Here is a 15271-nt window from a genome sequence, read left to right as displayed (position 1 = left end):
CAGGAAAAAATACAATGATCGAGCAAGCGCAAATCGAACAATTCCAGCGTGACGGTTTCCTGGTGGTCGAAGACGTGTTATCGCAGGACGAAGTGGCCGCACTGCAACACGATTTCGACCAATGGGTAGAAGAAAGCCGAAGCCACCAGAAAGGCTGGGGCGCGACCGTCGATGGTCGCGAACGCTTCGACTTGGAGGGCGATCACCGCGCCGATCACCCGTCGTTGCGCCGGGTCAGTTCGCCCACCGAGATTTCCCCGGCGTATGAGCGTGTGGCATTGCACTCACGCATGGCGGCGATTTGCGCGCAACTGATCGGCGCCCAGGGCACGCGTTTTCACCACAGCAAGATCAACTCCAAGCTGCCTCACACCGCGACCCAGGTGAAGTGGCACCAGGACTTTCTGTTCACGCCCCACAGCAACGATGACATCGTCACCGCCTTGCTGATGGTCAGCGAAGTGACCCCGCAAAACGGCCCGCTGAACGTGATCCCCGGCAGCCATAAAGGCCCGCTGTGGTCGCACTGGCAGCATCAGCGTTTCACCGGTTCGGTGGATGACGCGGTGGTCGAGGAACACTGCCAGCAGCCGGTGGCCTGCTACGGCCCGGCCGGCTCCGTGTGCTTCATGCACACCCGCCTTTTGCATGCTTCCAGCCCTAACGAGACCGAACTCCCGCGCACTTTGTTCATCAGTGTCTACGCCGCTGAAGACGCGCTGCCATTCGGCGAAAACCCCTTGCCCAGTGCACACGCCGGCCTGCTGGTGGCCGGTGAAGAGAGCGGCTTGGTGCGCTCCACGGACAACCACATGCGCTTGCCGCAGAAACCCCGTGGCGCCTCGTTCTTCGTGCAACAGGCCGGACAAGATTCAGCCACTGCCTAACCCAACTCAAACCCTTGCAGGTAAAAACCATGACAGCGTTTCGTATGAGTGTTCGTCCCCTTGCCGCATGCCTGTTGGGCGCCGCGGTTGCGATGACTTCGTTGGCGGCTTCGGCGTTCCAGCAGGACGGCAAGATCATCGCCGGTTCCGATGTGACGTTCTTCCCCTATGAGTACATGGATAACAACAAGCCGGCAGGTTTTGACATCGAGTTCATGGACGGCCTGGGCAAGGTCATGGGGCGCAAGGTCGAGACCCTCGACACGCGTTTTCCCAACCTGATCACCGGCCTGCAGGCCGGCCGTTTCGACCTGACCAACTCGTCGATGTACATCACTGCTGAGCGGGTCAAGGTCATCGACATGATCCCTTACCTCAAGAGCGGCGAGTCGATCCTCACCCTCAAGGACAGCGCCTTCCAGCCCAAGACCCCGGAAGAATTCTGCGGCCATAAGATCGGCTCCATGGGCGCCACGTCGTGGTTGGCGCAGATGAACAAACTGTCGACTGAGTATTGCGTGGCCAAGGGCTTGAAGCCGATCCAGATCAGCGAATACAGCACCGACCCGCAAACCACCCAGGCCTTGCTGGCTCACGCGGTTGAAGCCCAGATCACCGACGCCGCCGTGGCCCGTGGCGTGATCGACAAGCTGGGCAACCGCGTGGTGATTTCTTCCGACAGCCTAATCTACCCGGTGCTCAACGGCTTCGGCGTGAAGAAGGGCAATGACACGGTGAAAAAAGCCCTGGTCGAGGGCCTGGAAAAATACCGCGCCACGCCTGAATACGCGGCCTTGCTGAAGAAGTACAACTTCCAGGCGCCCACCGAGGCCGACATCGCGGCGTTGATGCCGCAGTAAACCTACCCGCGCGTGCCGCATTCGCGTGCGGCCGCGCCCTGCGGAGTCCGATTCATGGCGTTATCCCTCGAAGAACAGACGCGCATCGACCTGGCCGCGACCTTTCGCATCATCGCGCACCTGGGCATGCACGAAGCGGTGGCCAACCACTTCAGCGCCGCCGTGTCGGCCGATGGCAAAGAGTTTTTGCTCAACCCCAAGTGGAAGCACTTCTCGCGCATCCGCGCCAGCGACCTGTTGTTGCTCAACGCCGATGACCCGGCCTGCGCCGACAACCCGAACGTGGACGCCACCGCCTGGTCGATCCACGGGCAAATCCACCGCCTGTTGCCGCACACCCGCGCGGTGCTGCACCTGCACCCGGTCTACACCACGGCGGTGGCGTGCCTGGCCACGCCCCAGGTGCCGCCGATCGACCAGAACACCGCGCGTTACTTCAACCGCGTGGCCGTGGACGAGTTGTACGGCGGCATGGCCGATACCGAAGCCGAAGGCGCACGCCTGGCCGGCTTGCTCGACGGCAAGAGCCGCCTGCTGATGGGCAACCACGGCGTGATGGTGACGGCGGCGTCCATCGGCGAAGCCTTTGACGATATCTGGACCCTGGAGCGTGCTTGCCAGATCCTCGTGACGGCGTGGTCCACCGGGCAACCGTTGCGGGTGCTGTCGGATGACGTCGCGGAAAAAACCGCACGGGGCTGGGAAGGTATTGCGGATTTTTCGCGCCAGCACTTTGAAGAAATGAAGCAGTTGATGATCGACGCTGACCCTTCCGTGCTCGACTGAGGAGCCTTTCCATGACGTTTTCCGTTGTCGCCCGCTGCACAGAAACCGGCCAGTTGGGCATTGCCATCAGCTCGTCGAGCATTGCCGTGGGCGCGCGTTGCCCGTGGCTGCGGCCCGGTGTGGGCGCGGTGGCGTCACAGAACATCACCTTGCCCAGCCTGGGGCCCCAGGTGCTGGACCTGCTGGAGCAAGGCGCAACACCCGGTGAGGCGCTGGCGGCCATGGCCGGGCAGGCCCACAGCGAATACCGCCAGGTGACGGTGATCGACAGCCAAGGCCGCACCGCGCATTTCAGTGGTGCCCAGACCCTCGGCATTCATGGCGCGGTCAGCGGCGAGCAGTGTGTGGCGGCCGGCAACATGCTGGCGGCCCCGGGGGTGATTGACGCCATGGTGCGCGCGTTCGAAAACGCTACCGGGCCCCTCGCGGATCGCCTGCTGGCCGCCCTGCACACCGGGCAGGCGCGGGGCGGCGAAGCGGGGCCGGTGCATTCGGCGGCGCTGGTGGTGGTCGACGACTTGCTCTGGCCCATCGTCAACCTGCGGGTGGACTGGGCCGAGGAAGACCCGATCGGCGCCCTCGACCAGCTCTGGCAGGCCTATCGCGGGCAATCGCAGGCTTACATCGACCGCGCCCTCAACCCGCACATCGCCCCAGGCTATGCCGTGCCGGGGGATGACCGATGAACAGCCGCGACCTGCTGGCGCAGCTGGTGCGTTTTGACACCACCAGCCGCGAGTCCAACCTGGCCCTGATCGACTTTGTGCGCACCTACCTGCAGGACCTCGGCGTGGCCTGTGAGCTGGTCTACAACGAACACAAGAGCAAGGCCAACCTGCTGGCGACCATCGGCCCGACAGATGTGCCGGGCATCGTGTTGTCCGGCCACACCGACGTGGTGCCGGTAGACGGCCAACGCTGGAGCGTGGCGCCGTTCGAACTCACGGAAAAACACGGCAAGTTGTATGGGCGCGGCACGGCTGACATGAAGGGCTATATCGCCTGTGTGTTGGCGAGCGTGCCGGCGTTGCTGGAGGCGCCGTTGCGTATGCCGGTGCATATCGCTTTGTCCTATGACGAAGAGGTGGGCTGCCTGGGCGTACGTTCGCTCATCGAACGGTTCCATGGGCAGGCGGTCAAGCCGCTGCTGTGCGTGATCGGCGAACCTACCGAGCTCAAGCCGGTGCTGGGCCACAAAGGCAAATTGGCGGTGCGTTGCGAGGTGCAGGGCGCGGCGTGCCATTCGGCGTATGCGCCGTCCGGGGTCAACGCCATTGAATACGCGGCGTGCTTGATCAGCGAGCTGGTGCGGCTCGGCGAAGAACTCAAGGCGCCACCGCAGTTGGATGAGCGTTTTGATCCGCCGTTTTCCACGGTGCAGACCGGGGTGATCAGTGGCGGCAAGGCACTGAATATCGTCCCGCAAAATTGCACCTTTGATTTTGAAGTGCGCTCGTTGCCGGCCCAGGATCCCTGGCAGGTTGCCCAGCAGTTGCAGCGCTATGCCGAACAGACCTTGCTGCCGGTGATGCAGGCGGTGAGTGCACAATCGGCGATCAGTTTCAGCGAGCTGTCCAGCTACCCGGGGTTGGCCACCTCCCTGGAAAGCCAGGCTGCTGAATGGGTGGCGCAGTTCTGTGACTCCCGTGCATTCGGCACCGTGGCTTTTGGTACGGAGGGCGGGCTGTTTGACCGGGCCGGTATTCCCACCGTGGTGTGTGGCCCCGGCAGCATGGAGCAAGGGCACAAGCCGGATGAGTTCATCAGCGTGGAGCAACTGGCGGCGTGTGACCGGATGTTGGCGCGGGTGGTGGAGTTCGTGAGCGACGGTCACCCCTAGACCTTGCTGGCGATGGCGGTGGGTCAGTTAACGCTGTGTCAGCAGGTATACCGCTATCCCAGGCAAGCCAGCTCCCACACAGGAATCTGCGCTAACACAACCTCGTAGGAGCCGGCTTGCCGGCGATGGCGGCGTTTTCCGAAGTGGCCAAGGCCCAAGGCGTGAACAAGGTGGCCGAGGCGGCGGGGGGCAATCGAGAGAGTCTGTACAAAACCCTGAAGGGCGGCTCGAAAACCCGTTATGAAACGGTCCAGAAACTGATGCTGGCGTTGGGTGTCGAGCTCACGGTACAACCGATTGCAGCCCGCAAGACGCGGACTTGAACAAGACGACGATCAACGGTGGGAGCGGGCTTGCTCGCGAATGCAGTGTGTCAGCCAGCACATCTGTACCTGATCCACCGCATTCGCGAGCAAGCCCGCTCCCACCGTTGTTTACCTGTGTTGGCCTTACCGCACTAGACACGGCGCCTTGTTGTTGAATGCCCAACCCGGAATCAGGAACTGCATCGCCACACTGTCATCCCGGGCACCCAGGCCCATGCCCTTGTACAGTTCGTGGGCCTTGGCCACGGCGTCCATGTCGATGTCCACGCCCAGGCCTGGCTTGGCCGGCACCTTCACGTAACCACCTTCGATCTTCAGCGGTTCGCGGGTCAGGCGCTGGCCGTCCTGCCAGATCCAATGGGTGTCGATGGCGGTGATATCGCCCGGTGCGGCGGCGGCCACTTGGGTGAACATCGCCAGGGAAATGTCGAAATGGTTGTTGGAGTGCGAACCCCAGGTCAGGCCCCATTCGTTGCACATCTGCGCCACGCGCACCGAGCCTTGCATCGTCCAGAAGTGCGGGTCGGCCAGGGGGATGTCCACCGATTGCAGTTGGATCGCGTGGCCCATTTCGCGCCAGTCGGTGGCGATCATGTTGGTGGCGGTTTTAAGGCCCGTGGCGCGACGGAATTCGGCCATGACTTCGCGGCCCGAATAGCCGTTCTCTGCGCCGCACGGGTCCTCGGCATAGGCGAGTACCTTGTGCTGGTCACGGCACAGGCGGATGGCTTCCTTGAGTGACCACGCGCCGTTCGGATCAAGCGTGATGCGCGCGACCGGGAAGCGTTCGGCCAGGGCGGTGACGGCTTCGATCTCTTCATCGCCACTGAGCACGCCGCCCTTGAGCTTGAAGTCATTGAAACCGTATTTGGCCTTGGCCGCTTCGGCCAGGCGCACCACGGCCTCGCTGGTCAGGGCTGTTTCGTGGCGCAGGCGGAACCAGTCATCCTCGGCGTCGGCCTCGTTGCGGTAGGCCAGGTCGGTTGCGTTGCGATCGCCGACGTAGAACAGGTAGCCGAGCATTTTCACCGCATCGCGCTGCTGGCCTTCGCCGAGCAACGCCGCCACCGGCACTTCGAGGAACTGGCCGAGCAGGTCGAGCAGCGCGGCTTCCATGGCGGTGACGGCATGGATGGTGATGCGCAGGTCAAAGGTTTGCAGGCCGCGACCGGCCGCGTCCCTAGAGGCAAAGGTGCTGCGCATCTGGTTGAGGATGCGCTGGTACTGGCCGATGGGTTGGCCGATCACCAGGCTGCGGGCGTCTTCCAGGGTTTCGCGGATGCGTTCGCCGCCGGGCACTTCACCGACGCCGGTGTTGCCGCTGCTGTCCTTGAGAATCACGATATTGCGTGTGAAGTAAGGGCCGTGGGCGCCGCTCAGGTTGAGCAGCATGCTGTCGTGGCCGGCCACCGGAATGACCTGGAAGTGAGTGATAACGGGAGTGGTCATGGCACGTTCCTAAATAAGCTCAAAGAGGTTTGCTGAGTGCTGCGCCGGTTGGCACGCCGCCGGGCGGCGTCAACACGGCAGAGGGCGAGGTCTTGGCAAAGAACACCAGGATCGCGGCGAGGATCGAAGTGCCCGCCAGCCCGTAGAGGCCGCCCTGGATCGAACCGGTGGTCTGTTCAAGAAAGCCGAACGTGGTCGGCGCAACAAAGCCGCCAAGGTTGCCGATGGAGTTGATCAGCGCGATCACGGCCGCGGCGATACGCACGTCCAGGTAGCCCTGGGGAATCGGCCAGAACAGCGACGAGGCCGACTTGAAGCCGATGGCCGCAAAACAGATCGCCACAAAGGCAAAGATCGGCCCGCCCGTGGTGGACATGAACATGCCCGCTGCGGCAATCAACAGCGCGGCGGCGACCCAGGCCTGCTGGAACTTGAATTTGCCCGACAGCGACGCGAAGGCGTACATGGCGATGATCGAGATCAGCCACGGGATCGAGTTGAAGAAGCCCACCTGCACGTCGCTGAGATCGCCCATCTTCTTGATGATGCTCGGCAGCCAGAACGTGGCGGCGTAAATCGTCAGTTGGATGCAGAAGTACAAGACGCAGAACAGCAGGATCTGACGGTCTTTGAGCAGCTTGCCGAGGCTGGGTTTGACGGTGGTCAGGGCTTCACGCTCGAGCTGTTCCTGATCGATGGCGTCTACCAGGGCGTCCTGTTCTTCGCGGGTCAGCCATTTGGCGTCGTGGGGTTTGGAGTCGAGCCAGAACCACACGAAGAAGCCGAGCGCCACCGAGGCCAGGCCTTCGATGGCGAACATCCATTGCCAGCCGTGGAAGCCAAAGCCTTCGATCTGCAACAACGCACCTGACAGCGGGCCGGAGATCAGCGAAGCAACGGCCGAGCCGCTGAGGAAGATCGCAATGGCTTTGCCACGCTCCACGCCGGGCAGCCAGCGGGTGAAGTAGTAGATCACGCCGGGGAAGAAGCCTGCTTCGGCGACGCCCAGCAGGAAGCGCAGGATGTAGAACTGGGTTTCGTTCTGGATGAACGCCATCAGCGTGGCGACGATGCCCCAGGTGAACATGATGCGGGTCAGCCAGATACGCGCGCCGACCTTTTGCAGCAGCATGTTGGAGGGCACCTCGAAGAGCGCGTAACCGATGAAGAACAGCCCGGCACCGAGGCCGTAGGCCGCCGCGCCGATGCCCAGGTCATGCTCCATGTGCGTACGCACGAAGCCGATATTGACCCGGTCGATGTAGTTGAGGATGAACATGATCACGAACAGTGGGAGCACATGGCTCTTCACTTTGCTGACGGTGCGCGCGAGCACGGACTCTGTTTCTGGCGTGGCAGCTGCATGGTTTGAATTGTTCACAATTCAAAACTCCCCCTGATTATTTTTATGCGGGTTTGCGTGTTTTGTTGATAGACATCATACAAGTGGTTTTCTTGAGTTCGCAATGCAGTGTGGTGTGAATTTGTTCTTATAAGGCCATGGTGGAATCGAGTGATCTGGTTATTTGTCCCGTATTTATTGGGCTTATTTGGGGTTGTGCAAGCAGCCTTGAAGGAGGCGGGCTGCTGTGCGGTTGTCAACATGAACTGCAGCTTTAATATTGGTTGTCATACAAGTTGAGGGTTTTTTGCATCTGGCCAGCGTGGGCTCCGAGCAGGGTGTTAAGCTCCCACCAGCTCAGCCCCGTGGACCCGTCGCGATGCCCATTGAAAGCCGAACCCTTGTCCGTAAGCGCTCCAACAACCTGGCCCAAGGCGTGGTCGACGCGCTGACTCAGCGCATCCTGCTCGGGCAGCTCAAGCCCGGTGAAAAACTGCCGTCGGAATCCACCATCGTCGGTGAACACGGCGTGAGCCGCACGGTGGTGCGCGAGGCGATTTCCAAGTTGCAGGCCTCGGGCCTGGTGGAGACGCGTCACGGCATCGGCACCTTCGTGCTGGCGCCAAGTGCCCAGCAGGGATTGCGCCTGCACGTGGACACCGTCGCCAGCGTGCGCAACATGCTGGAGTTGCGACTGGGGCTGGAGGTGCAGGCCGTGGCCTTGGCCGCGCAGCGCCGCAGTGATGAACAGCTCGCCCACATGCGCCAGGCGCTGGATGACTACCAGGCCTCGCTGGCCAACAACGACAGTTGCGTGGAGGAAGACAAGCGCTTCCATCAACTGATCGCCGAGGCCACGGGCAATACCTTTTTTACCGAGATCATGCTGCACCTGGGCAATGCGATGATCCCGCGCACCCAGGTCAAGGGCGCCGAGCGCGGTGGCGCCGACTTCGCCAAGCTGGGGCAGTTGGCGAACCTGGAGCATGAAGCGATCTTCAATGCGATCAAGCGCCAGGACCCGGATGCCGCGCGGGCGGCGATGGTGTTGCACCTGACCAACAGCCGTGATCGATTTTCTGGAGAGTAAAACCCGTTGAACGAACACACTTTGTCCCAGCGCTTGGAGCGCGTGGCTGCCAACGTGCCCGCGGGCGCACGCCTGGCTGATATCGGCTCGGACCACGCTTACCTGCCGGTGGCGCTGATGCGTCGCGGCGCGATCACGGCGGCGGTGGCGGGGGAGGTGGCGGCGACGCCGTTCCACGCAGCCCAACGAACCGTGCGCGACAACGGCCTGGAGGCGAACGTGACGGTGCGCCTGGCCGATGGGCTGGCGGCTATCGAGCCCCAGGACGGCATCACTGCGATCAGCCTGTGCGGCATGGGCGGCGAAACCATCCGCGACATCCTCGACGCTGGCCAGGCGCACCTCAATGGTCACGAACGCCTGATCCTGCAACCCAATGGCGGCGAGCAGCCGTTGCGCCAGTGGCTGATGGAGCAGGGCTACCACATCCTGCGCGAAGAGTTGCTGCGGGAAAACCGCTTCTACTACGAAATCATCGTGGCTGAACGCGCCGAGCCTGTGACCTACACCGGCGAAGAACTGTACTTCGGCCCGCTGCAGATGCAGGCGCGCAGCCCGGTGTTCCTGGCCAAGTGGCAACACTTGCTGCGCCAGAAACAGAAAACCCTGGCCAGCTTTGAGCGCGCACGCCAGGCGGTGCCGGACGAGAAGCGGCAAGAAGTCGCCAGGCAGGCGCAGTGGATTGCGGCGTTGCTGGGGTTGTAACTTTTCCTACAAATGTGCCAGGATCGGGCATGACTCAATTTCCTCAAAGCAACCGCCATCACCACCACGGACCTTTCCCAAGGGGCCGCGGTTGCTTGCATTCACGGATTGATCAAACCTTCTGATCACTCAATGAACCCAACCCAAGGCGCCCCTCCCGGCGCCTTTTTTATTGTCTGTAGAAATGGAGATTTACCCCATGACCATGTTGCGCGGAACCCGAATCGTGACCGGAACAGAAGCGGCACTGATGCGAAAAATCGAGGGGCGCTTTCGGAGCTGGCTTCATCGAAGCGGGCGCTGAAGAAGTCATTGTGCCCGCGCTGTGGGGCCAGGACACGTTCATCGAAAAGGCCGGTGGCAGTGAAATCATCGGGCAGATGTGGGCCTTTGATGACAAGGCGGGCCGCAAGTGTTGCTTAATCCCCGAAGCCACGGCGCTGTTCCAGGAGCGCACGGCCGAATTGCTCGGTGGTCGGGAAGAAGCGATGTTCTTTTATGTGGCGCGCTGTTATCGCTACGAGCGGCCGCAAGCCGGGCGTTATCGAGAATTCACCCAGTTGGGTCTGGAGATTCTCAGCCCATTGCCCGCGTTGGCGTTGCAGCGCAGCCAGGCACTGTGCACCGGTTTTTTGGATTCGCTGGGGCTCGACTATGAGTTGAGCCTGGCGGTGAAGCGTGGGCTGAGTTACTACCTGGAGGGCAACGGTTTTGAAGTGCGTTGCCCTGCGCTGGGCGCGCAGCAACAGGTGGTCGGCGGCGGTGCGTACCGGGAAGGTGCCGGGTTTGGTATCGGGCTTGAGCGGTTGGTGCTCGCATTGAGCTGATGCAACGGGCGCCTCCTGCTTGGGGGCGCCTGGCGGATATGTTCCAATGCCCGCCATTCTTCGTTCACCCAGGAACCCCGCCATGGCAGATGCCACTGATCAAGCTTTCTATGACCGTGCTGATGCACATATCGAACTGTCGAACGAGCAGCTCAAGACCTGCGAGAACCTTGGCGAAGTCAGCGCCTCGATGACGTTCGGCGCCACCCGCTTCAGCGCCTGGGCCAGCGCGCGCAACTTCAAGTCCGGCGCAGAAATGGCCGATGCGCGGGAGGCGATGCTCAAGTATTTCTGCGACCAGTACCGGATGATGCTGGAAGACAACCTGGATGATCACATCAACAACTTCGAGCGGTACATGGGCAGCACCCGTTGAAACCTGGATAGCTGACCCACCGCCATCGCCGGCAAGCCGGCTCCTACCGTTGATCGGGGTGTTTATCCGTTACAGGTCTGCCCTCAGGGCTGAGTGCTTTTGCCCCATTTCGGGGCGTTGGCTGTGCACCTGTAGCGTGCAACCCCGCTGATCTCCTGCGTCTCAACCAACGGCCCGTATCTTGCTAGAGCCAAGCTAATCAATGACATGGCATTTTGCTGCTAGTCATTTCAAGGCTTCGCCCCTCGGTGCACCGTGTGGGTTGTTTTAGGGAGTGGTCGGCCATGCACAGTCTTTTGTCCCCCGGTATCCGCCTGCTCGGGCGCTTGGGTTTTGCGCGTAAGTTCCAGGTGCTGTTCTTCCTGTTCATGCTGCCCCTGGCCGGAAGCTTGTGGATGATCGGCCAGGACTACCGCGACAAGCTCGCGGTGATTTCCAGCGAGCAATCCGGCGTGCGCCAACTGTTGGCCCTGGACGCGCTGGACGCCCAGCTCACCGCCCAGCGCAACCTGGCCGCGCGTTGGAAAGCGGTGGACATCCTCCACGCGCCCACCCCAGCAGCCCAAGCGGCGATGGACAAGGTGGACGCCGGCAGCCCGATCATTCTGCAAAGCCTGCAAGCCCTGGGCGAGGCCCTCAAAGCGCAGAACGCCAGTGCTGACACGATGGCGCGCTTCGAAGCGTTGCAGGCCACGGTCAAGGGCATGGACACCCAGTCCCTGCGCACCGTGGGTTGGTGGCCGGACGGCTATGACCGTTTCACCGCCGCCCTGACCGCCCTGCAAGCCCTGCGTGAACAGATCACCCTCGACGCCGGCTTGATCCTCGACCCGTGGCTGGAAACCTACCTGCTGATGCAGATCTCCACCCAGCACACCCCCGACCTGATCGAGCGCATCGGCCGCACGGCGAGTGTGGGTGAGTCGTCCATTGCCTCCGGGCAGTTCACCTTGCAAAGCCGCCTGCAGATGCGTGACCTGCGCGGGCGCATCGGCGATGCGCGGGACCAGTTGGTCAAGGCCGCCGCCTCGCTCAAGGCCAAGCAATACCCAGGCCTGGAGCCATGGACAGCGCAATACGACAACAGCCTGCAACTGCTCGACACCCAACTCAAGGCCCTGGATGAAGGCGTGTTCGGCGGTACCATCAAACTCGACATGGCGACGTTCGATGGCAGTGTCGACAGCATGCTCGGTGCGCTGGGTGCGTTGCGTAGCCAGTCGCTCAATTCGCTGGACGAACGCCTGGGTTATTACCGTGACCGCTCGCTCAAGCGTTTCATTCCGGTGGTGGCCACCTTCAGCCTGCTGGCCCTGGCGGCGCTGTACCTGTTCATGTGCCTACAAGCGTCCATCCGCCGCAGCGCCAGCGGCATCACCACCCTGGCCGAGTCCCTGCGTGACGGCAACCTGTGCGTAGAAGTGGCGGTGGAAGGCCGCGACGAATTGGCGGCGATCAGCACGGCGCTCAACGTCGCGGTGGTGCAGTTACGCACCAGCCTGCTGGGGGTCAACCACGAGACACAGCAGTTGGGCACCACTGTGCTCACCCTCAACACGCAGTCGGGCAGCACCCTCACCGAAGTCGAGGACCAGCAACAACAAATCAGCCAGATCGCCGCAGCAGCCACGCAACTGGCCGCCACCTCCATGGGCGTCGCCAAAAGCTGCGAGCAGGCCTCGGGCAGCGCGCAACAGACCCGGCGCATTGCCGAAGACAGCAGCCGCGACAGCCAGCGCACCACGGCGAGCATCCAGCAACTGAACCAGCGCCTGGGCGACACCGCCAACGCGCTGGAACAGGTCAGCCAGCAAGGCCAGCAGATTCAGTCGGTGGTCGACACCATTCGCGGCATCGCCGAACAGACCAACCTGCTGGCGCTCAACGCCGCCATCGAAGCCGCCCGCGCCGGTGAGCAGGGGCGTGGGTTTGCCGTAGTGGCCGATGAAGTGCGCAGCCTGTCGCAACGCACCCAGGCTTCCACCGCGCAGATCGCCGGCACGGTGGACAGCCTGCGCGCCACCGTGAGCCAGGCCGTCGCGTTGATGGGCGCTGCCTGTGAACAAGCGCTGACAGATGCCGAATCCGTCACCGGCCTGGGCACCCGCCTGGGCGAGATCGCCGGGGCGGTGCAGCACGTCACCGACACCCTGGCGCAGATCGCCACGGCCGTGGAGGAGCAGGCGGCGACGGCGGATGAAGTGAGCGGCAATATCCAGCAGGTGGATCAGGCGGCAGGGCGTTTGTTGGACGGTGCGCGCGCGGTGAACCGTGCGGCGGATACCTTGAGCAAGGGCAGCCAGGCGTTGAGTGATAACACCGCGCGGTTCCGCCTGGGTTGAGCTGACACAACTCACCCCTGTGGGAGGGGGCTTGCTCCCACAGGATGTTCTCAGGTGTTTTCAGGGGCCGGTCAGGTCTTCCACCTGAACCTTCGGTACAGACTAGGCTCACTTATCAGGTAGCCCGTTCCCTTGCCGAAAGGAATCCGCATGCCTGCAACGACCCTGCCGCATGGCCCCGTCACCCGCGAACTCAGCCTGCGTGCCGTCATCACTGGCAGCGTGCTCGGCATTCTGCTCACTCCCTCCAACGTGTACGCCGGCCTGAAGATCGGCTGGTCGTTCAACATGTCGATCATCGCCTTGCTGATCGGCTACGCGATTTTCCAGGGCTTGGCCAAGCGCTCCGGCGAGCAGCTGCCGTGGACGTTGCACGAAAGCAACATCAACCAGACCGTGGCGTCGGCCGCCGCGTCGATCATCTCCGGTGGGCTGGTGGCGCCGATCCCGGCCTACACCTTGTTGACCGGTAACCAGCTGGACGCGCTGCCGATGATTGCCTGGGTCTTCTCGGTGAGTTTCCTGGGCATCTGGATCGCCTGGTACCTGCGCCCGTCGTTGCTCAATGACAAGGCGCTGAAATTTCCCGAAGGCATGGCCACCCTGGAAACCCTGCTGCACATCTACAACCACGGCCGTGAAGCCGCAACGCGCTTGAAAGTGCTGCTCAGTGCCGCGTTGCTGTCGGGGCTGGTCAAGTGGGTGGACACCTTTGTGTGGGCCTTCCCACGATGGTCGCCCAGCGCCGCGTTGGAACGCCTGACCTTTACCGCTGACCCGTCCCTGTTGCTGGTGGGCTTCGGCGGCATCATCGGCATTCGCGTGGGCCTGACCCTGCTGCTCGGCGCCTTGCTCGCCTGGGGTGGCCTCGCCCCCTGGCTATTGGCGCAGCACCTGGTGACCCTGCCGGCAGACAGCAGCGGCCCGCAATTCGCCGCGCTGGTGGAGTGGTTGCTGTGGCCGGGGGTGAGCCTGATGGTGTGTTCCACCCTGGCCTCGTTGACGATTCGCTTGTGGGCGTTGCATCGCTCGACGCGCGCCAGCGGCGCGGCCACCTGGACGCTGCCCAAGCCAGGGCCGGCCGCCGGCTTGGCGCTGTCGATCGTGTTGGTGGTGAGCCTGCAGGCGTTGCTGTTCGGCATCCACCTGGGCATGGCCTTGCTCACCATCCCCTTGGCAATCTGCCTCGCGGCCGTCGCCGCACGCGTGGTGGGCGCCACCGGCATTCCGCCGATTGGGGCGATTGGGCAACTGTCGCAACTGAGCTTTGGCATCGCCGCGCCGGGGCAGGTGCCGATCAACCTGATGAGCGCCAATACGGCTGGCGGTTCAGCCGGGCAGTGCACCGATTTGATGAATGATTTCAAGGTGGGCAAGGCCATTGGCGCCACGCCGCACAAGCAAGTGATCGCGCAGATCCTGGGGATTTTCATCGGCAGCATCGTCGGTGTGTTCGCCTACCTGGCGCTGATCCCTGACCCGTCCTCCATGTTGCTCACCGAGGAGTGGCCGGCACCGGCCGTCGCCACCTGGAAGGCCGTGGCGCAAACCCTCACCCATGGGCTGGATTCGTTGTCGACGAGTGTCCGCTGGGCCATCGCCCTTGGCGGCTTGGTCGGCGTGCTGCTGGGCATTCTGGACAGCACCTTGCCCGCCCATCGTGCCCGTTATCTCCCGAGCGCCGCCGCGCTGGGCCTGGCCTTTGTGCTGCCGGCCTCGGTCTCGCTGATGATGGCCCTGGGCGCGATCCTCACCTGGCTGGTGAGCTGCCGCTGGCCGAGCCTCACCGAACGCTTTGCGATCACCGCGGCTGCGGGGTTGATTGCGGGGGAGAGCATCACCGGCGTGGGCGCGTCGTTGTGGTCGATGGTGGCGGTTGGGTGAAGCGAGGCTCGGCCCAGGCCGAGCCTGCCGCCCGGGCCTCAGGCAAGCTTCACATTCATGGTGATCCTGGCGGTGAACACCTTCACCTCGCCCTCGTCGAAAATGTCCACCGGCACGATCTTGTCCCCGGCCGTTGTCCAGTCAATGCCACTGCCATCGGCCACGGCGCGGATGTTCGACTTGGCCTTGGCCAGGTATTCCACGGTCATGCCTTTGGGAATCCATTTGGCCCCTTGAGGGATCGACACGTCGGTCATGGTGCCGCCGGCCAATTCCGCCGCGTTGCACAAGGCAATGGCATGCACGGAGGCCAGGTGGTTGGTGATTTCCTTGCGAAACGGCACGTTGACCACCGCGTGCCCGGGGCGCAGCTCGGCGATGTGCGGGTTGATGGTGCTGAAGTAGGGCGCCACCTGGCAGGCCATCTGGCTGAACGCGGCAGGGCCTGCGCTGTTGAACATAGTGAGAAACTGGCTCATGGGTTTTCCTCTGGGTGATTTACAGAATAATATTCTGTGACGGAACAATATTCTGTAAATTCCAGAGGTGTCAAGGCC

The 15271-nt window shown here is 62.8% G+C and carries 14 protein-coding genes and 1 pseudogene; 12 read left to right on the top strand and 3 right to left on the bottom strand.

The features are described 5' to 3' along the window. Positions 1-14: 14 nt before the first annotated feature. The 6 genes and pseudogenes from M2394_RS19690 to M2394_RS19665 form a co-directional block, all read left to right on the top strand. On the top strand, positions 15-887 hold the full coding sequence (locus tag M2394_RS19690; RefSeq protein ID WP_178925640.1) for a phytanoyl-CoA dioxygenase family protein: 873 nt from the start codon (positions 15-17) through the stop codon (positions 885-887). Between the two features lie 29 nt (positions 888-916). After that, positions 917-1747: an ABC transporter substrate-binding protein gene (locus tag M2394_RS19685; protein WP_259173799.1), complete on the top strand. Its 831-nt coding sequence runs from the start codon at positions 917-919 to the stop codon at positions 1745-1747. Positions 1748-1801: 54 nt separating this feature from the next. After that, positions 1802-2533 carry a class II aldolase and adducin N-terminal domain-containing protein gene (locus M2394_RS19680; RefSeq protein WP_259173797.1) on the top strand — a complete coding sequence of 244 codons (732 nt, stop codon included), beginning with the start codon at positions 1802-1804 and terminating at the stop codon, positions 2531-2533. An 11-nt stretch (positions 2534-2544) separates the two neighbouring features. After that, on the top strand, positions 2545-3219 hold the full coding sequence (locus M2394_RS19675; RefSeq protein WP_259173795.1) for a DUF1028 domain-containing protein: 675 nt from the start codon (positions 2545-2547) through the stop codon (positions 3217-3219). Then, positions 3216-4373: an acetylornithine deacetylase gene (gene argE, locus M2394_RS19670; RefSeq protein ID WP_259173794.1), complete on the top strand. Its 1158-nt coding sequence runs from the start codon at positions 3216-3218 to the stop codon at positions 4371-4373. Before M2394_RS19675 ends, argE begins: the two co-directional genes overlap by 4 nt. A gap of 125 nt (positions 4374-4498) precedes the next feature. Beyond that, positions 4499-4696 (top strand): annotated as a pseudogene (locus M2394_RS19665) (DNA-binding protein); the annotation flags it as partial. Positions 4697-4822: 126 nt separating this feature from the next. Here the strand turns inward: M2394_RS19665 and gudD are convergent. Both gudD and M2394_RS19655 read right to left on the bottom strand, forming a co-directional pair. Beyond that, entirely contained in the window at positions 4823-6148 is a 1326-nt protein-coding gene (gudD, locus tag M2394_RS19660; RefSeq protein ID WP_259173786.1) for a glucarate dehydratase, read from the bottom strand. A gap of 19 nt (positions 6149-6167) precedes the next feature. Continuing rightward, positions 6168-7529, bottom strand: coding sequence for an MFS transporter (locus M2394_RS19655; protein ID WP_259173777.1), 1362 nt, complete (start codon positions 7527-7529; stop codon positions 6168-6170). A gap of 340 nt (positions 7530-7869) precedes the next feature. Here M2394_RS19655 and M2394_RS19650 point away from each other — a divergent pair, with 340 nt between their 5' ends. From M2394_RS19650 to M2394_RS19625, 6 genes are all read left to right on the top strand, one after another. Then, positions 7870-8580 (top strand): FadR/GntR family transcriptional regulator, encoded by a 711-nt coding sequence (locus M2394_RS19650; RefSeq protein WP_178925647.1) that lies wholly within the window; start codon positions 7870-7872, stop codon positions 8578-8580. A 6-nt stretch (positions 8581-8586) separates the two neighbouring features. After that, entirely contained in the window at positions 8587-9285 is a 699-nt protein-coding gene (locus M2394_RS19645; RefSeq protein ID WP_259173775.1) for a tRNA (adenine(22)-N(1))-methyltransferase TrmK, read from the top strand. Positions 9286-9572: 287 nt separating this feature from the next. After that, a complete protein-coding gene (locus M2394_RS19640; RefSeq protein ID WP_259174364.1) occupies positions 9573-10112 on the top strand; it encodes an ATP phosphoribosyltransferase regulatory subunit in 540 nt (179 codons plus the stop codon). A gap of 82 nt (positions 10113-10194) precedes the next feature. Further along, on the top strand, positions 10195-10488 hold the full coding sequence (locus M2394_RS19635) for a DUF3144 domain-containing protein (protein ID WP_178925649.1): 294 nt from the start codon (positions 10195-10197) through the stop codon (positions 10486-10488). A gap of 284 nt (positions 10489-10772) precedes the next feature. Next, positions 10773-12830, top strand: a complete 2058-nt coding sequence (locus tag M2394_RS19630; RefSeq protein ID WP_259173769.1) for a methyl-accepting chemotaxis protein — start codon at positions 10773-10775, stop codon at positions 12828-12830. 150 nt (positions 12831-12980) lie between these two features. Next, a complete protein-coding gene (locus M2394_RS19625; RefSeq protein WP_259173767.1) occupies positions 12981-14714 on the top strand; it encodes an OPT family oligopeptide transporter in 1734 nt (577 codons plus the stop codon). 38 nt (positions 14715-14752) lie between these two features. Here the strand turns inward: M2394_RS19625 and M2394_RS19620 are convergent, their stop codons facing one another. Next, positions 14753-15193, bottom strand: coding sequence for a hotdog fold domain-containing protein (locus M2394_RS19620; RefSeq protein ID WP_178925652.1), 441 nt, complete (start codon positions 15191-15193; stop codon positions 14753-14755). Positions 15194-15271: the final 78 nt, after the last annotated feature.

Source organism: Pseudomonas sp. BIGb0164, assembly GCF_024810135.1.
Classification (GTDB): domain Bacteria; phylum Pseudomonadota; class Gammaproteobacteria; order Pseudomonadales; family Pseudomonadaceae; genus Aquipseudomonas.
Note: the sequence above shows the minus strand (reverse complement) of the source record. Positions and strands in the feature narration are given on the sequence as shown.